Here is a 23,916-nt window from a genome sequence, read left to right on the forward strand (position 1 = left end):
CTCCCCAAGCCCAAGCCGCGCAAAAAGTAAAGGCTCCTGCTTCTATCGCAGATCAGGGACGTCCGTGGAAGATGCGGTCGCCTGAGCGCTTACCGAGCTCTGTTCCCGCCGTCCCATTTCCCAAGGTTATCGTTGTGCCCCATGCCTCCTTTTCGACACGGGGCTTTCTTTTCATCGCGTTTTCCCGAATGATGTACCTTTCGAGGAGGATTCATGGAGGTACGCAAAGTATACGCGGCGCCGGATGGGGCGCGCATCGCCTACGGTTTGACCAGGGCCGGGGAGCCGCGGCGAACGCTGGTTCTGCTGCACGGCGTGGCCAGCAACATGACTCGATGGTGGAGGTTTCTGGCCGAGACGCGCCTGGCCGGTAGCTGGGATATCCTGCGCATGGACCTGCGTGGGCACGGCGGCTCCGTGTGGCGGGGTAGGATCGGTATGGATGTGTGGTCCTCGGATCTGGCCGGGATTCTGCGCTCCGAGGGGGCCGGGCCGGTCGAGGTTGTCGGGCACTGCCTGGGCGCCAATCTAGCCCTGTGGTTCGCGCGGCTGGAACCAGCCCTCGTCTCCGGGCTGGTGCTCATCGAACCCATGTTCCGCGCCGCCATCACCGGCCGCATGAAACACATCCTGCACCTGCGCCCCATGCTGGCCGCCCTGACGCCGTCCCTCATGGCTCTGGCGGCCGCCGGCATTCACCGGAAAACCCTGCCGCCCCTGGATCTCGCAGTCCTCGACCAGGCCGCCTACGCCTCCATGGCCGGCGGTTCCTTCCCCACGGATCGCTACGCTTCGCCCATCCATGAGCTTCGAATCCTTCCCACCGTGGCCTACGTACAGGACCTCCTGGCCGTGACGGGCCCGCTGCCCGATCTGTCGAAAATCGCCACGCCGGCATTGTCCCTGCTGTCCAGCGGCGGCATGTTCGGCGACCCGGGGATCACCGTCAGATGCCTGGCCGAGCTTGCGGACTGCCGGGTTGAACATCTCGACTCCGTACACTGGATTCCAACTGAGCAGCCCCGGGGCATGCGCGAAGCCATCGAGAGATGGTGCGGTAGGCACGGCTGAATAGAAAGAAAAGAGGGCGGGTATGCTTTAGACCTTTCTGTCGCCAAGATCGCAGGAAGCAATCGGAGTCATGAAAATGTCCGGGGAAGGGGGGCAAGTCTGCCTTTGATCTTTCTGCCGCCAAGGCCACAGGAGACAACCGCAAAAAGGGCAGCGGGTGATTTCTGCTGGCTGAAATTGTAAGATAAAGGTTTTACGGGCAATATTGTCTTTGTCTGCGCCTTTCGGGCGGCGTCGGCCTCACGGTGTTGGACATCCAGGCACTGACGTTGCCCACGGTATCATTTTCAAGAGCATGCTGTGGAATGCGACCGAGGCGGACCGTTGACTGCTTGAACGGCTTTGCAGGCAAAGGCTAGAAATCCGCTGACCACTTGGCCGCTTCGTCGCCTTTCGGAGTGGCCAAAGAGTTCGAAGCTCGGCATACACGGTTGCGCCCTTCGTTCTTGGCCCGGTACAACGCCTGGTCCGCGCGGATCAGCATCTCTACCACGGAGGTGTCGGCGGGCAGCTTCTCCGCCAATCCGAAGCTCGCGGTGATGAAGAAGCATTTGTTGGTGTTTTCCAGCCTCAGGCCCGCCAAACCCTTGCGCAGTTCCTCTGCCACCACGGCCGCCCCGTCCTGATTCGTGTCCGGCAGGAGCAAGAGGAACTCTTCCCCGCCGTAGCGGCAGAAAAGATCCGATTCGCGAAGCCTGGACATGATGAATTGGGCTGCGGAATTCAGGGTGAGGTCCCCGGCGGTGTGCCCGTAAGTGTCGTTGATCATTTTGAAATGATCCAGGTCGATCATGACGCAGGAAAGGGGGGCGCCGCTTCGCTTCTCTCTTGCGAATTCCCGATCGGCGGCCACCATGAAGGCGCGGCGGTTCAAGGCTCCGGTGAGCATGTCCGTGTTTGCGGCTAAGGCCAGTTCCCGCGCCTGTCGATTGAGCTTGAGCTGGCCGCGCACGAGGAGCGCGCCCATGGTCGAGACGATGAACGCCATGGCAACCGACGCCCCTCCGTAGAGCAGAGCGTGGCGGTACCAGGAGGCCAGGGCTGTATCCATGGGGATGGCGGCAAAGGCCTGCAGGGGAAAATGCCTGACCCGGGTTCTGCCCGCCAGCATTTTCTGTCCCCGTATGTTTGAAACGTTGCTATATGTTTCACTTTGTTCGCCGCTTTGCTTTTCCTTGTCTTTCGCGATCGACGTAAAAGTGTGGCCGATCAGTTCCTCCGCGTCGGGGGCAATGAGGTAGATCAGACCGTCCAGGTTCGTGATCATGATGTTGGTGTCCTGCGGCATGCCGAGATCGTCGAAGATGCGCAGCAGGTGTTCCAGGGCGACCTTGATGGCCACGACATGGGTCAGCTCGCCCCGGTAGTCGCGTGCCCCCAGACTGATGTCGATGCTCCACTCGTTGGACTGCCGCAGGCTGCGCTGCGGCGCACCTACGAACATCTTGTCGCCGCCGTTCTGGTGAGCCCGGATGTAGTCCGTGTCCAGTATATCCGGCGGAGCCTCCGGTCCGTTCCATGCCAGGACACGCCCTTGGGCGTCTGTAACCACCACGCCGTGGGCGTATGGTTCCCGTGCCCGGATGGTATGAATGAGATTGTCCCATTGATGTTGTTTTTCGCCAGGACGTACGTCGGAAAGAGTCTGGATGAGGGTGCCGATCTCTCTGAGGCGTCCTTCAAGATCGACTAAGACCATGCCGATTTCGGCGGCCATCAGGCTGGAGATGAAACGAGTGTTTTCGCGAGCCAGGGTGAGGGTCGTGTGATAGTTGGTCACGGCCATGATGACGGACGAGACGATCATACCCAGCGTGAGACAACCTGCGACCAGTAAGACCAGCACGGTCTGTCCCTTGGAATTGTGGATGTCGAGGTTTGCGTTCACGGAGAGCATCCTCCTCTGGGCGCTCGCGGAAATGGGGGGAACATCGGCTACCGACAGGCCTATTTCGCGGCCTGTGCTATGATGGCCCGGCAAAATGCGGGCAGATCATCAGGCTTTCGCGCGGATATCTGATTCCGGTCCACGACAACTTCCTTGTCGATCCACGTAGCGCCGGCGTTTACCAGGTCATCCTTGATGCCGGGGGTGGACGTGCAGGTGAAGCCTTTCATGATCCCTGCGGAGATCGGAATCCATCCGCCGTGACAGATGTGGGCGACTATTTTTCCGGCTTCGTGCATTTGGCGAGTGAGCTCCAGAACCTTTGGGTCACGTCTGAGCTTGTCGGGGGCGAATCCGCCGGCGACGATCAGCAGGTCGAAGTCCTTGGCCTGCTGGTCCGCGATGGCGGCAGTGGATTTGAAAGGATACCCGTTTTTGCCTGTGTAGACGATCCCCGCCTCGGGCCCGGCGACGACCACTTCGGCGCCTTCTTCGATCAGGCGATAGTATGGGTAGAGAAGCTCCATGTCTTCAAAGATGTGATCCACAAACATCAGGACTTTCTGGTCTTTCAATTTCATCTTGAACTCCGGTGTGTTAACGGATGATGGGCTTATAGAGAAGAATTCATCTGTCCACATATGCCAATTTTGAGCTGTATGTCCATGTCGTGAGTCGGGCTCAAATCCGCGACAAGAAAAGAGGGCACCCATGTATGGATTTGTTCCCTGTGTCAAAATGTTTTGAAGGGGGAAAAGGGGGGACGTCTGCCTTGGGCTTTTCTGCAGCCAAGAGACACTGTGCTTCACTGACGCCGCAGATCGCCGTTTCTCAACAGCCTGAGCCCCGGGCGGAGCGTCACAAGGGGAGAAGCGTCAGATCTTGAATCTTGAATTTCACCAGAGAATCCCCGCCTCATGATCCGATCCGTTCATTCCAAAACAAGACAAGGGGAGCAGGGTCAGATCTTGAATCTTGAATTTTACCAAGTATTCCCCGCCTCATAACTAGGCCAGTTCACTCCAAAAAGAGACAAGGGATTTCAGTTTGTACGCTGAAATCCCTTGTCTTCTTTGTGGACTTTGCTTTTGGTTTTTCGACCAGAACTTGACCATTCAAGATGAAGCCATCCGGAAACGGGTGACTGTTTGTTTACGTATGTATGGCCAGGGCGTGACTCTTGAAATGAGCAGTGCACCGGGTGCGGCAGCAACAAAAAGATCGAAAACCGCGAAAATACCGTGACCGTCATGGCGCGCATCTTTAGAAACATTGCCACATCTTCCACTTTAAATGTCTCCATATGCTCTGACAGGTCAATTTTGCGGTCTGTGCTATGAAGGCCCGGCAAAATGCGGGCAGATCGCGGTGACGGGTGGCTTTGTGAGAGAATCCTTGATTTAAAAAAATCAGGTTTTTTAGGATTGGGGAGGCTGCGTCTTGGGATAGGCTGATATAAATGCGATTAAATCGAGCTGCAACTGGGATAAGTTGTCCTGTTTGCGGTAGATCAGAAAAAAAGACATCATCAGTCTGTCTTCCTGCAGAAGAATCTCGGAGAAAATACCTTCCGCGATTTCTTTCCGAACCATGAATTCCGGCAGCAAGGAAATACCGTATCCATCTTTTACCAATTCTTTGATGGCATCATTGCTCTCTGACTCGCAAACAACTTCAAATTCTTGCAATTTATGTTTGTGTTTAGCTAGAAATTGTTCGAATTCAGTCCTGCAACCTGAGCCTTTTTCACTCAGTATGAGGCGATGCTTTCTCAGTTTCTTCAAGTCCATTATTTTTGTAGGCGGTGATATTTTGCTCGATTCAAACCATATCAGTGGCACTTCCATCAATTTTTGCTTGTGTAAATCCCGCGAAAATCTGCGTTTGGGTTCGAGACCAGTTACACCGATATCAAAATTTCCTGCCAGAAGTCCATTGAACACTTCTTCACATTTGGTGATGGAAAGAGTTAGCTTGGCTTGGGGATAGCAATCTCTGAAGGCGGATAAACCGATGGGGAGAAGTTGTTTGCCAGCAATGCAGCAGGCTCCGATGTGCAAATCTCTAAGGTGTCCTGCACTGTATTTTTCCATGCCCTGGATGAGTACTTGTTGAAGTCTCATCAAGGCTTCGGCATGCTGGCAAAGATTTACTCCGGATTCCGTAAGCCGGATGCGGTCGGAATGGGCGCGTATGAAAAGTGATGTCTGGAAAAGCTGTTCAAGTTTCTGGATTTGAAGGCTGACAGCCGGCTGAGATAGAAATAGTGCTTCTGCGGCCTTGGTAAAGCTTTCGACCTCTGCAACCTTCAAAAAGACTTTCATAGAGAATAGGCTTAAGTCCATCCATAATTTTTAACAGGGATTAGACTGTATGTCTACCGTATGCCTCCAGAAATCTTATTCAATCAACTTTTCCAGACAGTTTTGCCATATAGCTTGCAGCTTTTGGCTATCCAAGTCTTGAAATCCAAGACTTTTCGATGGCTGTCCATATAAAAATCCATAGCCATGAATCATTTTGCGACACAGAAGTGATCGTTTTGATCAACTGCCTTGATGGGGATCTCCGTGGCATTGTATGCAGTTCATTTTTGAAAGCACATTCACATGTGTCCCCTTTTCTCCGTGGCAGGAGTTGCAGTTGGTGGCGGTTGTCGATTGTGCATACAGAGGTTTGAATTTTTTATCGTAGTTGTCGTTCAATATCTGAATGGCATATGCAACCGAATCTCCGGTCAAACGAGCGCAGCGTTCCTTGCGATCGGCGCAGGTGATTTCCTCTCCGGTTGTCATGCACCAGTTTGTGGAAGAAACATGACACAGAGGCGAGCCGCTTTTGCATGGCGGGATAATCTGATCGCATTTGTTTATTCCGTACTTTTTTTCAACCGCATATTGGTTGCTCAAGTCTGTGGGCAACATTGTTTCCGAATACCATGCAAAAAGTTCGTTAACCAACATATCTGCGGTTTTCTTTTCACAGACCAGTGAAATGGCTGCTGCTGCACCGTTCAGAGCGCCGCACAACATCCCCCATCCCACGCCGCCCCCATGGCCGTAGATCATCAACTCCGTCGGTATATTGTAGTACGGTCCGCCTACCTCGGCTCGTAGCGCGGTTATTATGGGATGGAAGCCGGCATATGAGCAGCCCTTTCCGCTCCAGTAGCTGTCATGTCCGAGTTTGCGGCAAAATTCCGGATCAAGTTTGGCGTAAGGCCACGGCCATGCGTGAGTTTGCGGGGACGCGGCAAACAATTTATGCGGCGCTATCGCCTGAAGTCCGGTAGCAGCCACGGCAGCCCCTGCCGTGGCTGCAGCTCCGTATTTGAAGGATTGCCGTAAGAACTGTCTTCTGGATGTGATCTCGTTCATATCGTCCTCCTTTTTTGGATGATGCTTGTTTTTTTAGCTTATTCACAAAGTAATACAAATCAAAAAATTTAATGAGCATATTGATCCATAAAAAAATTCAATAGCCTTATATGATTGTGCGCTGTTCAATTTGTTGTATATAGTTGGTGATATTTTAAAGATTTCTAAGACGGTAAATGATGTATAATCCATTATTGCATGAATTTTTATTTGGATTGCAGGAATTGATATTGATTATACTGATGAAGGTCGTGTCATATATTGAATCATGAATTTCGGCGGATAATCCCCGCCTCATGACCAGGCCAGTTCACTCCAAAACGAGACAAGGGATTTCAGTTTAAAAGCTGAAATCCCTTGCTGTTTGCGGGGTGCGTGGTGGTTTTATGGATGGCCTTCCACCTGTTGCCCGGAGAGCACGGCTAGAGTTTGTTGACCGGCAGTTTCACGAACTGCGTTCCTCCGACCGCCTGGCCGAATTGTCCGTTGCGCAGGTTGGCCTGAATGGAGGGCAGGAGCAATTGGGGAACGGATTTGCCCGTGTCTTCACGTTGTCTTTGCTGGACAAATTCTTCCTTGCCGATGCCAAGATGCAGACGCACATTGAGCTGCTTCTGTTCGCCGATGGTGCACATGCACTGCGGACCGCGCCTGTACTCCGGCGGGTAGTCGTGGCCTACATAAACGCGGTAGTCGTCAGGCAGGGCGAAAAGACGACGCGAGGAGTCGTAGGAATGTTCCGCGCTGCCACCGGGAAAATCGCATCTGCCAGAGCCCACGTCCGGCAGAAAGATGGTGTCGCCGACAAAGACGGCGTTGCCGATGACATAGGTCGTGTCTGCGGGGGTATGTCCGGGCGTATGGAGAATCTGGGCCTGCATGTCGCCCACGGTGAACTTTTCGTCGTTGTCAAAGAGATGGTCGAACTGGGACCCGTCCAGACTTGTATCGTCCTGGGTCTGGAAAATGGGCACCCATGTGGCGATGATGGTCAGGATATGCTTGCTGATGGCGATTTTCCCGCCCAGCTGTTCTTTCAGATAATGGGCGGCGGTGAGGTGGTCGGCATGGATATGCGTTTCCAGTATCCATTCCACGGCAAGCTGTTTTTCCTTGATGAAGTCGATGATGATATCCGCAGACCGCGTGCTGGAGGTGCAGGAAGGAAGATCAAAATTCAGTACGCTGTCGATTATGGCGCACCGCTTTTGTGTATCTGTCTCGGACCAGATTACATACGACCAGGTGGCCGTGTTCTCGTCAAAAAAAGCTCGTACTGTGGGTTTTTGCATGGCTTATCTCCTTGTCGTCTATTTGCAGCCGCCGCCGGAACTGCCTTTGGGCTTGCCGCTGATCGGGCATACGCCGCCCGTGCAGCCGGTCTTGTTCCACGGTGCCCGCGTCAGCAGCATGGCCATGCCGCAGGTGTTGGTGATGCCGGCAAAGACAAGCCCGGCGCCCACGAAAATCGCTCCCCAGACAAAGCCGGGGGTCACGAAATATCCCAAAAGGCCAAACAGCAGCACCAGACTGCCGGCCGCAATGCGCACCTGCCTGTCCAGGGAGATGGGGCCGCCGATGTCGGGAGCGGAGTTTGCGCCGACCAGGGGCAGTCCCTCGCGTTCCCAGGCGTCGATACCGCCTTGCAGGACCTGTACATCGCTGAAGCCCGCTTTCATGAATTTTTCCGCCGCTTTCCGGGCCCTGCCGCCGCTGGTGCAGAGAATGATGAGCGGGGTGTCCGGGAGAATGCCGTGCCGCATCGCAAAATCCTCTGGCGCCAGATCCGTCAGCGGCGCAAAGGCCAGCGAGCGGGCCGGGCGTTTGTTGGAAAATTCCGCCGACGTGCGCACATCGATGAAGATTGTTTGCTGGGCATCCGCCTTTGAAGCGGCGAGAGCCGAAATTTCCTGCAATCCCATAACGTCTCCTTTGTGGATATTCCTCCTGCCCACCGTGCGCCGCGCGCTGCAACATCAGGTCGCTGCGTGGTCAGGAATGAAAATATGGAACGAAACTATACGTACTTTCAACTGATGACAATTTGTCATCAGTTCACGACTTCCTGGCGCCAATCTCTTCCACGCGGTCCTCGAACATTTTCCGGTGCAGGTCCATGTGTGCGAAATAGTCGTGGATCAGGGCTTCCAGGGAGATGTCTTTGTCTTCGCGTCTCCAGACGTGATTGAGGGCACCTGGATTCATGTTTTCGATCAGGTGCAGGAGCAGGACGTTGTAGGTTTTCCAGAGTGTGACCAGGGTTGAATAGTCGAATGACCCGATTCTGGTCATGTTTTTCCATTCCTCGGCGTCGTATTTCGGAAAGACAAGCACCGGCTCAAGTTGCAGGCGGACAAATCGCTGGTGGTTGTTGGACGCGGAATCGATCAGGTGAGCGATCATCTCCTTCAGGGTCCACTTGTCCGGGGCCAGGCGGATGTCCGCGAGGTCCGCGTTCCGGATCATGAGGATTTCGAAGGATTCAATACGGGCTTTGCAGTTGATGCAATCTATACTCATGGTCTCTCCTTGAAGTTGTAGCGAATTGTTTCCATAGCGCTGGATGAGTTGCGGGCACAAGCAAAATGCCAGGGCTTGGTTCTGGGTCCAATCGCCAGATGGCGCTCCTTTCTTGCGCCAGGAGTCATTAACTAACATGAATTGCAGAATATTTAATGCACGGATCTGGATGGGATATTTTGTGAGTCCTGATTCGAAAAAAAATCAGGCGCTGGGGGCTTGGAGAGAGTCTGCTTTGGAATGCGTTGATATAAAGACGGCACTGCAAAAAGTCGCAAAAGAACCCGAGTGTCATTCCCGCGAAGGCGGGCCATGTCGGGCAATAGCGCGAAATCCATTTTTTTTCAGACAGTTAAAAAGTCGTCATCCCTTTCTTCAAGGGGATGACGACTTTTTGCAGTGAACTCATATAAATGCACCTAACTCCCTGGAGGGGGCGGGGTGTCAATGGTTCGCGTTCCCGAAATCGGATGCTTGCGCAAAACGATCAGGAACGCGAGATGCTCAGATCTTGAAAATGCTCACCGATTTCTGCAGTTTTTCCGACAAATTCTGCAATGATGCCGCACTTGCGTCCACCTCGGCGCTTCCGTGCGAGACTTCGCTGATCCGCTCGTTGATTTTTGCTATTTCCTGCGCAATTTCGTTCGCCATCAGGGAACTCTGACTCACATTCTTCGTGACTTCCTGCAAGCCGCCAGCCGCCTGGCTCACGTTGTCGGCAATCTCCCTGGTCGCGAGAGCCTGCTGGTCCACCGCCACGGCGACGCCGTCGATCATCCCGCTGACGTTGCCGATCTCATCCGTGATCACCTTGATCTCGCCTACAGTCTCGACCGTGAGGGTTTGGATCGACCCGACGTTGTTTTTGATCTCCTCGGTGGCTCTGGCCGTCTGCTGGGCAAGTTCCTTGATTTCGTTGGCGACAACCGCGAAACCTCTTCCGGCTTCCCCGGCCCTGGCCGCCTCGATGGTCGCGTTCAGGGCCAGCAGATTTGTCTGTCCCGAGATGACGTTGATCGTCTCGATGATCTTTCCGATCTCCACGGCGGCGGAACTCAGATTGGTCATATTTTCGGAAGCCCGCTTGGCCCGAAAGACGGTTTTTGCGCTCGTTTCCCTGGTCTTGCCGGTGTTTGCGGCTATCTCGCTCATGGTGGAATTCATCTCCTCCGCGGCGGAAGCGATCATACCGATGTTTGTCGAAGACTGCTCCGCAGCGGCAGCCACCGAGGAAATGTTAACGCCCATTTCTTCGGCCGCAGCGGCCACGCCGTGAGATTTTTCGCGCATGTCCGCCGCTCCCTCGAAAATCTTTCGCGAGACCACGGCGAGTTCACTGGAGGACGAGGCCAGCGCGCCAACGCCCCCGATCACGCTGCCCAGGGTTTCCTTGAGAGTGTCCAGCATGCGCCGGGTGGCCCGGAGCATTTTTCCTGTCTCATCATTGCCGCCTTCGGCGACTTGGCAGGTCAGATCGTTGTTGGCCATTGTCTCCACCACACTGACAACCTGCTGAATGGATCGCGTCACGCTGCGCCCGACACTGAAGACCATCAGCAACGCTACGGCAGTCGTGATCAGGGCGATCAGGGAAATGATCCGAAACATCTCGGTGATGGTTGATTCCATCTGCAATGTTGCGGCGGCAAGCTTCTTGTCCTTCAATTCAATGAGGGCGGCCATGTATTCCCGGGATTCATTTGCCAAGGGTGTGGCCAGTTTCTGGTAGTCCGAAAAATGCGTGGCACGCATGTCCTGTCGCACATCCTTGAGATCCAGGCAAAACTGATACCCGTGATTCACGAAACTCATTGTCGTGCGCTCCGCGTTGTCGAGGATCTCCGTCTCCTCACGATCCGTGATGCGCGACTTGAGAGATGCATAGCTGTCTGTGATGTTTTTTATGACCTTCTCAAGACCCTGAATGTCCTTTTCAATATTACTACCGAGCATCATGTTGCGTGTTAGACGACTTACGTAATTTACATCCCGGTTTATTTCCAGAACATTGATTTTTCCGCCGATGTCTCGAAGTACAACATCGTTGTATATTGATTTTATGGCGAATACTTCATAAAGACTGACGCCTGTCAGACATCCAATCGCCATAAAAAAAACAATGCCGATTCCATACATTTTAAACTTGATAGACATTCAGGCTCCTATGGTGTTTTGCGACGTACCCGTGTTTCGGACCGAGCGGGATAGTGCAAAGGATGAGCGATCGTCAAGGGTGGCGGGCGCACCGTGGCCTCGCTCTAGTTCGATAGGGGGGTGCATCTTCGAACAGGGCATGTGGCCCAGGCCGCGCCTTGATTGGAGTCCGCCCTTCGTCCGGGAAACCCTCATGGCTAGGCCGTTGCGCATCGAATGCCCTGACGCGTGGCGCCACGTCGTGGTACGCGGCGAAAGAGTTTGGCAAGGCGCATGTTTTCATCGTATCTGATGGTCGCAGGTGGCTTCAAAGATCATGAAGCGGCAGGGAGGGTATGATGGATCGTCGTCGTTTTTTGAAAAATGTGATCGGGGGCGGCATTGTCGCCGGGTCCACGGTGGCATTCGGCAACTATTCGCAATTGCTGGCCGCAACGGTAGCGGCCGCCCCGGCATACGACCTCGTGGCCGTGCGTGGCGGGGAGCCGGGGGTGATGTTCGACCGGGCCATGGCCTCCCTTGGCGGCATGCAGGCGTTTGTGCCCAAAGGGAGCAGGGTGGTGGTCAAGCCGAACATTGGCTGGGATGTGACCCCGGAACGCGGGGGGAACACGAATCCGGCGCTCGTTCAGCGCATCATCGAACACTGTCTGCAGGCCGGAGCCCGTGAGGTGTCCGTTTTCGACCACACCTGCGACCCGTGGGCGCAGTGCTACAGATCGAGCGGCATCGAGAGGGCGGTCAGGGACGCTGGCGGAAAGATCGTGTCCGGGAACAACGAGGGTTATTACCAGCAGGTTAGCGTACCGGAAGGAAGGCGGCTCACCGAGGTCAAGGTGCACGAGCTGCTGCTTGAGGCGGACGTGCTCATCAATGTTCCGGTCCTCAAGCACCACAGCTCGACGATGCTCACGGTCGGCATGAAGAACCTCATGGGCGTGGTCTGGGATCGCGGGTATTGGCACCGTAACGACCTGCATCAGTGCATCGCGGATTTCGTTTCCTGCCGCAGGCCGACCCTGACCGTGGTCGACGCCTACAACGTCATGAAACAGAACGGGCCGCGCGGGGTGTCCACCGCCGATATCGTGCAGATGCAGGCGCTCATCGTCTCTACTGATCCGGTCGCAGCCGATGCCGCCGCCGCGAAGCTCTTCGGCCTCGAACCCCAAACCGTCCGGCACATCCAGCTCGCGGCGGAGATGAATTTGGGACGCATGGATCTTGGCGCGCTGTCCATCAACCGCATCAGGCTTTGAGGCGCCTTGTGGGCATGAAGTCTGGGCATCTTAAGCTTACGCGTGTGTTCGTGTCCCTTGCCTTTTTCGGGCTGACCGCACTGGTCTTTCTTGATCTGGCAAGCGTAATCCCCCCGTGGTTCACCGGGGGGATTTTGTACCTGCAGTTCATTCCCTCGCTGCTTGCCTTCATGCATGGGGCGGCTCTCGGCGCGGCGGGGTGGCTCTTTGTCGCGGCCCTGACCGTGCTCTTCGGCCGTGTCTACTGTTCCACCGTCTGTCCCCTCGGGACCCTCCAGGATGCCATCGGATTTACGGCCGGGAAAAGGCGAAGATTTCATTTCAGACCAGCCGGAACGATTCGCTACGCCATCGCGGCCGTCACGGCGCTGCTGCTGGTCGGCGGCAGCGGCCTGCTGCTGAACCTGCTCGACCCGTTCAGCGCTTTTGGGCGCATTCTGGCCGATCTCGTGCGTCCGGCGGTCATCGTGACCAACAATATCGCGGCGGCGGCCTTTGAGCAGTTTGGGCAGTACGCGGTTTCCCGCAAGCAGTGGGCGGTGCTGACGCCACTTGCCGTCGGGGTCGCCGCGACAACGCTGGTCGTGGTCGGGTGGCTGGCCGCCCGGCGTGGCCGCCTTTACTGCAACACAGTCTGTCCGGTGGGCACGCTCCTGGGCCTGGTGTCCCGGATTTCATGGCTGGGCCTTGGAATCGATCACGACAGGTGCACGAAGTGCGGGCGCTGCGTACGCGTATGCAAGGCGGGCTGCATCGACCTTGCGCGCATGAGGCTCGATGCCGGGCGCTGCGTGGCCTGTTACAACTGTCTGGCGGCCTGCCCGGAAGGGGCGGTGCATTTTGAAAACAGGTGGCGGCGTGCCCCCGCCATGCAGGCGGATCAGGGACGCAGGAATTTTCTGCTGCATTCGGGGGTTTCTTTGCTTGGCCTCGCCGGGTTGCCGGAGACCAACGCGACGGTCCTGCAGAGCAAGCCGACAACCATACCCGAGGCGGTGACCGCTCCCGTCTCCCCGCCGGGATCGATCAGCATCGAGCGCTTCAGCTCCCTCTGCACGGCCTGCCACTTGTGCGTGAGCGTCTGTCCGTCGCGGGTCCTCTCTCCGTCGCTTCTTGAATTCGGGCCATCGGGCATGATGCAGCCGCGTCTCAACTTCCGCGCATCCTATTGCAACTTCGAGTGCACGCTCTGCTCGCAGGTCTGCCCCACTGGGGCCATCCTGCCCCTGACCCCGGAAGACAAGAAGCGCACGCAGCTTGGCGTGACCAGGTTCATCAAGGAAAACTGTGTGGTCGTCACGGACAACACCAACTGCGGCGCCTGCTCCGAGCACTGCCCGACCAAGGCTGTACGCATGGTGCCGTACCCCAATCCGCTCAACCGGGCATTGTTCATCCCGGAAGTACATGCGGACTACTGCATCGGTTGCGGAGCCTGCGAGCACGCCTGCCCCACCAGGCCCTTCAAGGCGATCTGCGTGGACGGCAATCCGGTCCACGCGCGGTCGAAAAAGCCGGAGTCCACGGCGCCGGAGATCAAAATCAACGACACGGAAGATTTTCCATTTTGAGATCCGGCCCCAAAAGAGGATCTTGGAAAATGTCGCGCGAGGCTCTATTTTTAACAGACTGGGCTTTTTCAACGGTGCGCATAATATTCTGATATATTTAAATATCTGGACACTGGGGTTGAGGCTTGCTAATGACTTCCACCCATGCGAACCGTAATTTTCTCACTAATACTACTTACTTTTTGGTCTACATCCGTACTTGCCGAACACAAGCGACTGGAAAAGGAATATCAACGGGACTGGTGTGCCGAAGCACGCGGTCAGGCGGAGATCCGTCTTGCCGATGGAACCAGGGCCGATTGTATCACACGCACTCACGCCATCGAGTTCGACTTCGGGCGTAAGTGGGCGGAGTCCATAGGCCAGGCCCTGTATTATTCCATGCAGACCGGAAAGCGTGCAGGGGTTGTGCTGATTCTGGAGCGGATCGAGGACAGGAAGTTCTGGATTCGGCTGAATTCGATCATCGAGTTTCAGAAACTCCCGATTGACACCTGGAAGATCGAGAATTTTCAGATCCCATAACGATTGTCATCTCCCGCCGACGGATGTAGCCCTTGATGTCAAACATCAGGAGCAACCATGAGCGCACTCTTTTCCCCCATCTCTCTTGGCAATCTTTCCTTGCGGAACCGCATCGTCATTGCCCCCATGTGTCAGTATTCCGCACAGGACGGACTGCCGACCGACTGGCATCTGATTCACCTTGGGCAGCTTGCCCTGTCCGGGGCCGGACTGCTGATCATCGAGGCCACCGCCGTCGAACCGGCCGGGCGCATCTCGCCGCAGGATCTCGGGCTGTGGTCCGATGAGACCGAGGCGGCCCTGACGGCGCTGCGCAGATCCCTGCGGGACTGTTCTTCCATGCCCGTGGCCGTCCAGCTGGCTCATGCCGGTCGCAAGGGATCGACGGCGCGGCCCTGGGACGGGGGCGCGTCCGTATCGTTCGGACGCGGCGGCTGGACTACGTCCTCGGCCTCGGCCCTGCCCTTTGACCCCGAGGACGCCTCGCCCGTGGAAATGGACTCAAACGGCATCGCGCGGGTGGTCAAAGCCTTTCGTGGGGCAGCGGAGCGCGCCCTGAACTGCGGCTTCGACTGTGTGGAACTGCACTGTGCCCACGGCTACCTCATGCACCAGTTCCTGTCCCCGCTGTCCAACCAGCGCCAGGACGAATACGGCGGCAGCCTGGAAAACAGGATGCGCCTGCCGCTCATGGTCTTCCGCGAAATCCGCGCCGCGCTGCCCCAGGGCTTTCCACTCGGGGTCCGCATCTCGGCGACGGACTGGATCGAGGGCGGCTGGGACCTTGAGCAGAGCACGGTCTTCGCCGCGCGCCTGAAGGAGCTTGGTTGCGACTACATCCATGTCTCCAGCGGCGGCCTGTCCCCCATGCAGAGCATCAAGCCGGGACCTGGCTATCAGGTGCCCTTCGCGGCGCATATCAAGCGCGAAACAGGCCTCACCACCATCGCGGTGGGCCTGATCACCCAGCCCCAGCAGGCCGAGGAGATCATCGCCTCCGGCCAGGCCGATCTGACGGCCCTGGGCCGGGGCATGCTCTACAACCCCCGCTGGCCCTGGCATGCGGCAGCGGAGCTGGGCGCCTGCGTCGATGCGCCGCCGCAATACCTGCGCTGCGAGCCCCACGGCGTGAAGGACCTTTTCAAGAAGAGCTGAGTGCCAGGTCGGCCTCGCCTTGCGGACCGATTTCATTTTTTGCCGTGGTCCGGTGAATGTCATTTCTGCGCAAACAGGCCGCAAATCCTTCCACTGAGAAGAATTTGCGGCCTGTTTGGTGAGAGTCCCTCGGGTGCGCAAGGATGACCTTGCCGCGAAGCCTGATCAGCCCTTGTGCATCCGGGTCATGATCCGATTCGTTTCGTTCACGATTCAGGATTTTCTTCCTGTTTTTTCCATCCAAAATCGTTGTGATACACCATCAGCTTCGTCATGCCGCCATCCACCGTAATATTCTGGCCCGTAATGAACCCGCTCTTCTCATCACACAGAAACATGACCGCATGGACGATGTCCGAAGGATCGCCCACACGGCCGGCAGGGTGCTGGTCCGCATCCGGGCCATTGAACCGGGCGCCGGTGGTATCGATCCAGCCCGGCGATATGGAGTTGACCCGCGCCTTTCCTGCCAGGGTGACTGCCATGGCATGGGTCAGCGCGGTGATGCCCCCCTTGGCCGCCGTGTAGCTTTCGGTATCTGCCTGACTCATCAGATGCCGGGTCGATGAGATGTTCACGATGCTTGCCGAAGGGTTAAAGTGATCCATGAACAATTGGGTCAGAAGAAACGGGGCCGTGATTCCGACACGCAACACGTAATTGAAATCCTCATGGGAGCAGGTCTTGAGGCCGCCTCGGGACAGGCACGCATTGTTGATGAGATAGTCGATGGCGCCATGCTGGGCGATTACCTTTGATGCAAAGGCACGCAATACCTGATCATCGGCAATGTCACCGACGAAATAGTCGTTGTCCTGCACGTCGATATTGCAGACGGCAACACCCTGCCGAGCAAAAGCATCACATATTGCCTTGCCGATGCCCTGCGCTCCACCCGTAACGACCGCGACTTTCTGTTTTGACACGACGAGATCTCCTTGTCCTTTACTCACACCTTCAGGCTGCAGGACTGCATGACGCTGCGGGCCAGCCCGGCTCCAGCCTGCTCGTACATGTTCAGGGCTGTGCAGACCCCAATGGCCGAGAGCTCTTCGACCTCTTCGGGGAAGCGTGCGATGGCCGCGACGGAGCATTGGAAGTTCAAATTGTGGATCTGTTTGGCGGCGTACATGTTGCCGTGGTGGTTGGGCATGGCCAAAATGATCAGTTCCAGCTTGTCGTCCCGTTGCAGCTTGAGCCAGAACTCCGTGTCGCAGGCGTCTCCGAGGATGACGTTGCGCCCCTGGGCCCGGTTGAAGTCCACTCGTTCAGGGGCATGTTCGACGCCACAGACCTCGCGGCCGTAGACCGGCGTCAGTTCGTCGTAAGCTCCGGAGCCGATGCGCCCCATGCCGAAGACGATCGCCCGGATTGATGTCAGGTCGATGGGCGCATCGCTGGGATGGCAGAAATCGCGTTCGAAGCGGGTCAGCCAGGGGAACATGTAACGGTGCACCCGCTCCGAGTTTTTACCCAGCGGAGCGGACACGGCAAAGCTCAGGCTGACGGCCATGGCGATGACCAGCAGCCAGTCCGGGGAGATGAGGTTCTGGCCTGCTGCGATGGCAGCGACGATAAGCCCGAACTCGGAGTAGTTGGTCAGGGACAGCGCGGAAAAGAGGCTGCTTCTGGCGCGCATACCGAAACGGCTGACGATGAAATGGTAGATGCCGGCCTTGAAGGGCAGCAGCAGGCAGAGCAGGACGGCGGCCGTGAACATCCCCAAGGTCGGCAGTCCCTCCATGCCGATGGAAAGGAAGAAGCCCACGAGCATGAGCTCCTTGAATCCGAACAGGGCCTTGGACAGCTCCGAGGCCCGTGGGTGTCCGGCGATGAGCACGCCGACGACCAGGGCACCCAGGTCCGGTTTGAGGCCGATCAGGGAAAAACCCTCGGCACCCACGCCCAGGGCGATGAAAAGCCCGCAGAGGATGAAAAGCTCTCCGCGGCCTGCCATGTCCATGAGCCGGAAGAGGACCGGGCGCAGCAGAGGCAGGGCCAGGACGCCAAGGGCCCAGATGCTGGGGAGCTTGCCTGCGGAGGCGCTCAGAAAGAGGACCGCGAAGAGGTCCTGCATGATGAGGATGCCAATGGCGATCCGGCCGTAGAAGGCGGTCAGGTCGCCTTTTTCCTCCAAGATCTTGACCGCGAAGACCGTGCTCGAAAAGGACAGTGCGAAGGCCAGAACGAGGGTGGCCTGCCAGGACATGTCCATGAGCGGGGAGGGGAAGAGCAACTGCCCGAGGAGCAGGACGAGATGGAAGAAAAGGGTGGTGACGGCCATCTGAGCCGTGGAACTGAGCCATATCTCGGGTTTGAGCAGGCCGCGCACGTCGAGCTTGAGACCAATGGAGAAGAGCAGCAGGGTGATGCCGAGGTCTGCCACCAGATCCAGCCCTGGGGGAGGGGTGAGGCCGGCCATGTTGAAGGCGAAACCAGCCACCAGGAAGCCGACCATGGGCGGCAGCCCGATGCGTGTCAGGGCCAGACCGAAACCGAAGGCGAAACTCACCAGAATGACAAGCATGATTCTCTCTTTGGCCGATTGCGATGGCGGGTTGCGGTCCGAGTGAAAAAAAGGTGGATTGTACGGTCCACCCTCAAGTTATCAACTTTAAATTATATTCAGCGGAGCGCGGGCATGTCAATGAAACCCGTTTGCCGACTCTGCCCGCGCCCTATTTCGAGAGAGAAAAACCTATACTTTTTTGACGAATTCGGACTTGAGCTTCATGGCGCCGATGCCGTCGATTCTGCAATCGATATCGTGGTCGCCGTCCACCAGCCTGATGTTCTTGACTTTCGTGCCAACTTTCACCGTGACGGACGAGCCCTTGACCTTGAGGTCTTTGATGACCGTGACCGTGTCGCCGTTCTGGAGCGGCTTGCCGTTGGCGTCCTTGATGATCCTGTCATCCGTCCCGTCGCCGGCAGCGGCGTCCTTGGACCACTCGTGGCCGCATTCCGGGCAGACGTAGGCCATGCCGTCATCGTAGGTATATTCGGAGCCGCACTTGGGGCATATGGGCAGATCACTCATTTTGGTATCCTCGGACTGTTTGGGGTTGCGCGCGAAATCGCCGTGATTACAAACAGCTGAACCCGCTAGCCGTTTGAAGCTGACAAGGTCAATGCCAAATGCTGGACTCGAAGGGTGCGAACAGAAAAACCGGAACCCGCTAATATCATTGCTTGGCCGGTGCAATCCTCGTTCATCCCTGTAGAAGCAGGAGGCCTTGAGAAACCCTTGCGCGGTATGAGGTGTGCTTCTTTAATCCTTGCCGTGCGACCGACGCTGTGCGAACACCTCCCGGGCGGTGAAAATCCCGTTCATTTTCTTCGAGGAGTCGAGCGTGTACCAACGGTTACTGAACATCTTCATGGCAACCCGAAATCCCCAGTTGGAAACGTTCCTCAGGGGTGTTTCGCCCCAGGAAGGGTTTTCCCACCAGTTTATCGGCAGACCCGATATCGCTGAAGCCGACATTAAAGGCTGCGCCGTCATCATCCTCGATTTCGATGCTGTTGCGCCTGAGTGCGTGGCGAAAATTCATGAAGCCAAGGATGAACATGCCATCATGATCGGCTGTTTTGACGCCGGAAGTTTTCCGGTTCTGGCGGAGTGGCACCATCTTTTCGATCAGGTCTGGACCAGTCCTTTCGGCGAAGACAGGATTCAGACCTCGTTTTCAGGGATTCTAAGGCGTCTCAAGGAGCGTGAGGACGCCCTGCTGAACCGGAAATACGTGGACACCTTGATAGACAGCCTACCGGATCTGATCTGGTTCAAGGATGCCCGGGGCGCCCACCTGAAAGTCAACAGCAGCTTCTGCCGGACTGTAAACAAGACCAAGGAACAAATCGAAGGCCGTGGGCATTATTATATCTGGGACATTGAACCTGATGAATATGCCCAGGGAGAATATATTTGTCTGGAATCCGAAGAGATCGTTCTCAACAAGAAGGAAACCTGCCTCTTTGACGAAACAGTGAAGTGTGGTGGTGAACTGCGCAAGTTCAAAACCTACAAATCACCCATCTTCGACACGGATGGAGAAGTGATCGGCACTACGGGTTTTGCTCACGATGTGACTGATCTTCAGAACCTGATGATTGAATTGAACATTTTGATCGAGAGTCTTCCTTTTGCAATAATGGTAACGGACAAGGAGAATAAAGTTACCATTGTCAATCAAAAGTTCATTGATATTTTTGTTCTGGATCGATCAGAGCTGATTGGAAAAAGTGTTGATTCCTTTCTCAATGAAACAGGAACTTATACTCGTAGTAAAAGATGGATCATAGAGCAGGACGAAGATGATACCTTGCTTATTTCCAAAAAGAGAATTCTCAAAGTTCACGATGAAAGTCTTTTGGATATATTCGGCGTGCTGGCTGGCCATATTTACCTTTTTTCGGATATCACTCTTGAATATCATCACAAGAATAAACTGCTGGCGGATGCAAACACAGATTATCTGACCAAGTTGAACAACAGGCGCAGTCTCCAGGATTTCATGAGGAAAACACCGCCTCACCCGGACACGGCACTGTTGCTCGCGGATTTGGACAACTTCAAGGAAGTCAACGATCAGTACGGCCACGAAGAAGGGGATATGGTACTGGTAGCCTTTGCAGACATGCTTCTGCAGATTTTTCCAGCTGAAAATCTGTTCCGTCTCGGCGGAGATGAATTCGCGCTACTTCTGCACAATGTGGGCGATTCCAATATGCCGAGACAGTGCGCTGAGCAAATCTTGGCGGGATTTGCAGAGAAAGTCGCCTGCAAGTTTCCCCACACCGATATTTCTGTCAGCATCGGCATTGCCATGGATGATGATAAAGAAGAGAATTTTGGGGAATTGTTCAAAAAAGCGGACATGGCTCTTTATGAATCAAAAAAAGCGGGAAAAAATGTGTACAAGTTCTGGAGCAGGTAGTTCCTTGAATCTGCATTTTGTCGCTTGATTCTTGAAAATTACTCTCCAGTTCTGATTTATTCCATGCTATCGAAAAATCAGTCCGGAAAACCGTGCCCAGCCCATTCCTTACCCTCAACTGAATTCCCGGGCCGTTCAAAAATGGCCTGTCAACTCCTCCGCGCGATCTGCATCCCCTCGAAAAGCCCCTGAAAGAAGTTGGCCGCGTTCACGCCCAGCGACCTGATCCTGTACCCGCCTTCCTGCACGACTACCGTGTGTCTGCCCAGGGCGCCGATGAGCCTTCCATTGAGGAAGAAATCCCTGGCCTGCAGACGCCACGTGCCGGTCGGGTCCCCCTTGGCCGGGTCGAGCCCCAGGCCGACGATGACGAAAGCCGGGTCGAAGTCGGCCATGACTTTTAGCGCCTGGCGCAGGGTCTCGGCGTATCTCTCGCCGTCGACCTCCTCCGGGAGGGGATAGTTGCGGTTGTATCCGAGGCCCGCCCCCTCCCCGCGCTCCTCCGCAAAGCCGCTGAAGTACGGGTAGGCGAATTTCGGATGGCCGTGGATGGACAGGGTCAGCACGTCGCTGCGTTCGTAGAAGATGTTCTGGGTGCCGTTGCCGTGGTGGTAGTCCACGTCGAGCACGGCGACACGCCCGTGGGCGCTGAGCCTGTGGGCGACCACGGCCGACGTGTTGAAATAGCAGAACCCTCCGAAGGCCCGGCGTTCGGCATGGTGCCCGGGAGGGCGGACCAGGGCGTAGGCCAGGCGGCGTCCAGCCAGGAGTTCCTCGGCCGCGGTCAGGCCGCAGTCCACGGCTCCGCGCGCCGCTGCATAGGCGTTGCCGTTCAGGGGCGTGAAGGTGTCGATGCAATAGTAACCAGCCCGCACGGCCAGTTCCCGTGGCGGCCGGGCGGCGTTTCTGATGGGGAAGACATAAGGGTAGACGGACTTCTTCTCGGGAAGGTTCGCGCAGACCGTTCGGAGGTAGGACACGAATTGCCGGTCGTGGACCTGGGTGATGTGCCGCTCGGCGAAATGCCGGGGCTGCCTGCGCAGGAAGAGTCCGGTCTTCTCGATTTCTTTCAGGATGGACTTCATGCGCACCGGAGATTCGACATAGCCGCGCTCGCGGATGTGATGGATGGCGTGGTTTTCGTTGCAGATCAGGGCGATCCTGCGGTCGGCGCTGATGCCCGGAACCCTTGGAGGCGCGGTTTCCCTGACGTAGCGCGGGTCGCGCAGGGCCAGATTCCCGGCCGGGATGGAATCGAGGACCATCTTCACGTATTGCGGCGAGCATTTTTCCTTGTACTTGCGCTCCAATACGGCGCGCACCACGTGGCGAACCCGCTCACGCGAGAGGCGCAAGGGTTTGTCCAGGGGATCGGCCACCAGATAGGGGGCGCAGTCGTCCTCGGCTGAAAGAGGCGTCTCGTAGGCCGTGTTGATGATGGGCCGCGCCCCGTAGCGCTCGTAGAAGCGAAGCCTCGCGACGTTCTCGCGCAGCAGCTCCGGATCACGGCACAGGGCCGGGTCGTCGGGCAGGCATTCAAAGAAGAGGGCCGTGTCGCCAAGGGCCTTGGCCTCCTCGCGTACCCTTTCGTAAAGGGCCGAGCCCACCCCGTGGCCGCCGTGGCGCAGGCTGACCGAGAGGTAGTCAAGGTAGCAGAAGCGCAGGTCCGAAAAATGGCACAGCAGGGCGAATCCCTGCACCAACCTGCGTTGCCCCTCGGCCACGAAGACGATGGTCCGGTATCCCTTGCCTAGGGGGTTCTTGAGGGTGGCGGGGAGATTCGCGACCTCTTCGGCGGCGATGAGTGGAAACCGCTCGGCCAGAATGGTCTGCACCTGCTCGATGCTCTGGGCGTCGACGGGCACGGTGGTGTCGTAGATGGGACGGATGCTGAACATGGAGAGCCTCGTTTCGGCCGGAGCCGGGACCTGTATCCGAATGGAATTTTATTGCCGGTCGGGACAATACGGCGGCGAGGGCGAATGGTAAATAGATCTCTGCGTGATCACGGTGTCGTCGTGCATTCTGCATGTGCGCTTGAGATGGCGGGCTTTTTTGTATCGGCTTGCCTTTGGGAACCGCGCCGCACATTGGGAAAGGCATGTATTTCTGGTCAATTACAGGGCCAAGGATGCAAATTCAGCCCCGTCCCGCCGGATTTTGGCGCAACCGCCCATCACGGGATTTCGCATGGATAGTGCTTGCTGGATGGCTTTGGGAAATATTAAGCGGAGCGGGTTGGCTGGAGGAAGAGATGGGCGGGACAATAGTGGAACGGGATGCGTCTCTTCAGCGTACCAATTTCATGTTTTTTCAAGGATAAAAATGAGTTTTTCAGCAAGCAGCGCTTCGCGCACGCAGCGTCATGGCCGCAACATGTTCCTCCTGCTTGTCGTGCTGCTTCTGTGCGCTTGCGGCAATGGCTATTATCGCGGCCCGGTTTCGGAGCATTTCGATGGGAGCAAATTCGACAATCCCTGGGAGTCGATGCCCAATCGTTTCGGGGATTTTCTGAAGTGGCGCCTGACCGCCGAGCGCGGCTACTGGCCTGAGCATGTCGAGGTTGAACCGACGCTGCCTCCGGCGCGGGTCATGGGAGAGGAGTTGCGGGTGACCTATGTCGGTCATGCCACGGTGCTCTTGCAGACCCGGGGGCTGAACATCCTGACCGACCCCATCTGGTCCGAGCGGGCCAGTCCGTTCGGCTTCGCGGGCCCAAGGCGCGTTGCCGCGCCGGGGGTGAGGTTTGAGGACCTGCCGCCCATCGACCTGGTGCTGATCAGCCACAACCACTACGACCACCTGGACCTGCCGACCCTTGAACGCCTGCACCGGGCCTTCAATCCACTCGTGCTCACCCCGCTTGGCAATGATGTCATCATAAGGTCCGCCATCCCGGACATGCGGCTTAAAACACTGGATTGGGGCCAGGCCTTCATGTTCGGCGAAGAGATGCGGATCGTGCTTGAGCCCATGCAGCACTGGTCGGCCCGGGGGCTTTTCGATCGCCTCGAAGCCCTGTGGGGAGCTTTTGTCATCGATGCGCCGGGCGGAGCCATCTACTTTCTGGCCGATGCGGGGTATGCGCGGCACCTGTCCGAGGATTTCACGGCCAAGTACGGCACGCCGCGCCTGAGTCTGCTGCCGGTCGGAGCCTACGAACCGCAATGGTTCATGCGTTACGCCCACATGAACCCCGCCGATGTGATTCAGACTTTCATCGATCTTGGGCAGGGACGGGCCATGGGCACCCAGCATGAGGTCTTTCCCATGGCTGACGAAGCCTATGCGGCCCCTCGCCGGGAGATTTTGGAGGCCTTGCAGTCCAGGGGCATAGACGAATCGCTCTTCATGCTTCCAAAAGTAGGGGAGTGGTTCACGGTTCCGCCGCGCTGAAATTTTGCACGATGCGAGGGCTCGCCGGATATATTCTGAAACTTTTTTTCATACTTA

Annotated in this window: 19 protein-coding genes; 7 read left to right on the forward strand and 12 right to left on the reverse strand. The window is 56.7% G+C overall.

Translation table 11 applies throughout. The features are described 5' to 3' along the window. The first annotated feature begins 213 nt into the window (after positions 1–213). Complete coding sequence (locus BMZ40_RS12715; RefSeq protein ID WP_092376374.1) at positions 214–1,071, forward strand: alpha/beta fold hydrolase; 858 nt, start codon at positions 214–216, stop codon at positions 1,069–1,071. A gap of 355 nt (positions 1,072–1,426) precedes the next feature. Here the strand turns inward: BMZ40_RS12715 and BMZ40_RS12720 are convergent, their stop codons facing one another. The 8 genes from BMZ40_RS12720 to BMZ40_RS12755 form a co-directional block, all read right to left on the reverse strand. Next, the gene (locus BMZ40_RS12720; RefSeq protein WP_177193163.1) at positions 1,427–2,959 is read right to left on the reverse strand and encodes a sensor domain-containing diguanylate cyclase; all 1,533 of its coding nucleotides are present in this window, start codon (positions 2,957–2,959) and stop codon (positions 1,427–1,429) included. A 59-nt stretch (positions 2,960–3,018) separates the two neighbouring features. Beyond that, the gene (locus BMZ40_RS12725) at positions 3,019–3,540 is read right to left on the reverse strand and encodes a type 1 glutamine amidotransferase domain-containing protein (protein WP_092376381.1); all 522 of its coding nucleotides are present in this window, start codon (positions 3,538–3,540) and stop codon (positions 3,019–3,021) included. Between the two features lie 837 nt (positions 3,541–4,377). Further along, the gene (locus BMZ40_RS12730) at positions 4,378–5,283 is read right to left on the reverse strand and encodes a LysR family transcriptional regulator (protein ID WP_177193164.1); all 906 of its coding nucleotides are present in this window, start codon (positions 5,281–5,283) and stop codon (positions 4,378–4,380) included. Positions 5,284–5,505: 222 nt separating this feature from the next. Further along, positions 5,506–6,336, reverse strand: a complete 831-nt coding sequence (locus BMZ40_RS12735) for a C-GCAxxG-C-C family protein (protein ID WP_092376387.1) — start codon at positions 6,334–6,336, stop codon at positions 5,506–5,508. A 422-nt stretch (positions 6,337–6,758) separates the two neighbouring features. Next, positions 6,759–7,628 carry an MBL fold metallo-hydrolase gene (locus BMZ40_RS12740; protein ID WP_092376390.1) on the reverse strand — a complete coding sequence of 290 codons (870 nt, stop codon included), beginning with the start codon at positions 7,626–7,628 and terminating at the stop codon, positions 6,759–6,761. Between the two features lie 18 nt (positions 7,629–7,646). After that, positions 7,647–8,258 carry a rhodanese-like domain-containing protein gene (locus BMZ40_RS12745; protein ID WP_092376393.1) on the reverse strand — a complete coding sequence of 204 codons (612 nt, stop codon included), beginning with the start codon at positions 8,256–8,258 and terminating at the stop codon, positions 7,647–7,649. A 133-nt stretch (positions 8,259–8,391) separates the two neighbouring features. Further along, complete coding sequence (locus BMZ40_RS12750) at positions 8,392–8,856, reverse strand: DinB family protein (protein ID WP_092376397.1); 465 nt, start codon at positions 8,854–8,856, stop codon at positions 8,392–8,394. Positions 8,857–9,360: 504 nt separating this feature from the next. After that, complete coding sequence (locus tag BMZ40_RS12755) at positions 9,361–10,812, reverse strand: methyl-accepting chemotaxis protein (protein WP_177193165.1); 1,452 nt, start codon at positions 10,810–10,812, stop codon at positions 9,361–9,363. A gap of 539 nt (positions 10,813–11,351) precedes the next feature. Between BMZ40_RS12755 and BMZ40_RS12760 the strand changes: the two genes are divergently transcribed. From BMZ40_RS12760 to BMZ40_RS12775, 4 genes are all read left to right on the forward strand, one after another. Continuing rightward, positions 11,352–12,272, forward strand: coding sequence for a DUF362 domain-containing protein (locus BMZ40_RS12760; protein WP_092376401.1), 921 nt, complete (start codon positions 11,352–11,354; stop codon positions 12,270–12,272). A 50-nt stretch (positions 12,273–12,322) separates the two neighbouring features. Continuing rightward, on the forward strand, positions 12,323–13,843 hold the full coding sequence (locus BMZ40_RS12765) for a 4Fe-4S binding protein (protein ID WP_245751110.1): 1,521 nt from the start codon (positions 12,323–12,325) through the stop codon (positions 13,841–13,843). A gap of 144 nt (positions 13,844–13,987) precedes the next feature. Further along, positions 13,988–14,368, forward strand: a complete 381-nt coding sequence (locus BMZ40_RS19635) for a hypothetical protein (protein WP_177193166.1) — start codon at positions 13,988–13,990, stop codon at positions 14,366–14,368. 57 nt (positions 14,369–14,425) lie between these two features. Further along, a complete protein-coding gene (locus BMZ40_RS12775; RefSeq protein ID WP_092376404.1) occupies positions 14,426–15,523 on the forward strand; it encodes an NADH:flavin oxidoreductase/NADH oxidase in 1,098 nt (365 codons plus the stop codon). A 206-nt stretch (positions 15,524–15,729) separates the two neighbouring features. Here the strand turns inward: BMZ40_RS12775 and BMZ40_RS12780 are convergent, their stop codons facing one another. The 3 genes from BMZ40_RS12780 to BMZ40_RS12790 all read right to left on the reverse strand — a co-directional run bounded on the left by BMZ40_RS12780 (position 15,730) and on the right by BMZ40_RS12790 (position 18,563). Continuing rightward, a complete protein-coding gene (locus tag BMZ40_RS12780; protein WP_092376407.1) occupies positions 15,730–16,449 on the reverse strand; it encodes an SDR family oxidoreductase in 720 nt (239 codons plus the stop codon). A 23-nt stretch (positions 16,450–16,472) separates the two neighbouring features. Beyond that, the gene (locus tag BMZ40_RS12785) at positions 16,473–18,050 is read right to left on the reverse strand and encodes a cation:proton antiporter family protein (protein WP_092376410.1); all 1,578 of its coding nucleotides are present in this window, start codon (positions 18,048–18,050) and stop codon (positions 16,473–16,475) included. Positions 18,051–18,221: 171 nt separating this feature from the next. After that, entirely contained in the window at positions 18,222–18,563 is a 342-nt protein-coding gene (locus BMZ40_RS12790; RefSeq protein WP_092194063.1) for a zinc ribbon domain-containing protein YjdM, read from the reverse strand. 313 nt (positions 18,564–18,876) lie between these two features. On the opposite strand from BMZ40_RS12790, the gene BMZ40_RS12795 reads away from it, so the two are divergent. After that, positions 18,877–20,463, forward strand: coding sequence for a sensor domain-containing diguanylate cyclase (locus BMZ40_RS12795; RefSeq protein ID WP_092376413.1), 1,587 nt, complete (start codon positions 18,877–18,879; stop codon positions 20,461–20,463). Between the two features lie 149 nt (positions 20,464–20,612). Here the strand turns inward: BMZ40_RS12795 and BMZ40_RS12800 are convergent, their stop codons facing one another. Then, positions 20,613–22,361, reverse strand: coding sequence for a GNAT family N-acetyltransferase (locus BMZ40_RS12800; protein WP_092376416.1), 1,749 nt, complete (start codon positions 22,359–22,361; stop codon positions 20,613–20,615). Between the two features lie 427 nt (positions 22,362–22,788). On the opposite strand from BMZ40_RS12800, the gene BMZ40_RS12805 reads away from it, so the two are divergent. Further along, positions 22,789–23,859, forward strand: a complete 1,071-nt coding sequence (locus BMZ40_RS12805) for an MBL fold metallo-hydrolase (RefSeq protein ID WP_177193167.1) — start codon at positions 22,789–22,791, stop codon at positions 23,857–23,859. The last annotated feature ends 57 nt before the right edge of the window (positions 23,860–23,916 follow it).

This window comes from Desulfomicrobium apsheronum (assembly GCF_900114115.1).
Taxonomy (GTDB): domain Bacteria; phylum Desulfobacterota; class Desulfovibrionia; order Desulfovibrionales; family Desulfomicrobiaceae; genus Desulfomicrobium; species Desulfomicrobium apsheronum.

Excerpts from the sequence above, each read along its gene's own strand:
- BMZ40_RS12715 (WP_092376374.1), top strand. The coding sequence starts at position 214 with ATGGAGGTACGCAAAGTATACGCGGCGCCGGATGGGGCGCGCATCGCC.
- BMZ40_RS12725 (WP_092376381.1), bottom strand. The coding sequence starts at position 3,540 with ATGAAATTGAAAGACCAGAAAGTCCTGATGTTTGTGGATCACATCTTT.
- BMZ40_RS12730 (WP_177193164.1), bottom strand. The coding sequence starts at position 5,283 with ATGAAAGTCTTTTTGAAGGTTGCAGAGGTCGAAAGCTTTACCAAGGCC.
- BMZ40_RS12735 (WP_092376387.1), bottom strand. The coding sequence starts at position 6,336 with ATGAACGAGATCACATCCAGAAGACAGTTCTTACGGCAATCCTTCAAA.
- BMZ40_RS12740 (WP_092376390.1), bottom strand. The coding sequence starts at position 7,628 with ATGCAAAAACCCACAGTACGAGCTTTTTTTGACGAGAACACGGCCACC.
- BMZ40_RS12745 (WP_092376393.1), bottom strand. The coding sequence starts at position 8,258 with ATGGGATTGCAGGAAATTTCGGCTCTCGCCGCTTCAAAGGCGGATGCC.
- BMZ40_RS12750 (WP_092376397.1), bottom strand. The coding sequence starts at position 8,856 with ATGAGTATAGATTGCATCAACTGCAAAGCCCGTATTGAATCCTTCGAA.
- BMZ40_RS12755 (WP_177193165.1), bottom strand. The coding sequence starts at position 10,812 with ATGCTCGGTAGTAATATTGAAAAGGACATTCAGGGTCTTGAGAAGGTC.
- BMZ40_RS12760 (WP_092376401.1), top strand. The coding sequence starts at position 11,352 with ATGGATCGTCGTCGTTTTTTGAAAAATGTGATCGGGGGCGGCATTGTC.
- BMZ40_RS19635 (WP_177193166.1), top strand. The coding sequence starts at position 13,988 with ATGCGAACCGTAATTTTCTCACTAATACTACTTACTTTTTGGTCTACA.
- BMZ40_RS12775 (WP_092376404.1), top strand. The coding sequence starts at position 14,426 with ATGAGCGCACTCTTTTCCCCCATCTCTCTTGGCAATCTTTCCTTGCGG.
- BMZ40_RS12785 (WP_092376410.1), bottom strand. The coding sequence starts at position 18,050 with ATGCTTGTCATTCTGGTGAGTTTCGCCTTCGGTTTCGGTCTGGCCCTG.
- BMZ40_RS12790 (WP_092194063.1), bottom strand. The coding sequence starts at position 18,563 with ATGAGTGATCTGCCCATATGCCCCAAGTGCGGCTCCGAATATACCTAC.
- BMZ40_RS12800 (WP_092376416.1), bottom strand. The coding sequence starts at position 22,361 with ATGTTCAGCATCCGTCCCATCTACGACACCACCGTGCCCGTCGACGCC.
- BMZ40_RS12805 (WP_177193167.1), top strand. The coding sequence starts at position 22,789 with ATGAGTTTTTCAGCAAGCAGCGCTTCGCGCACGCAGCGTCATGGCCGC.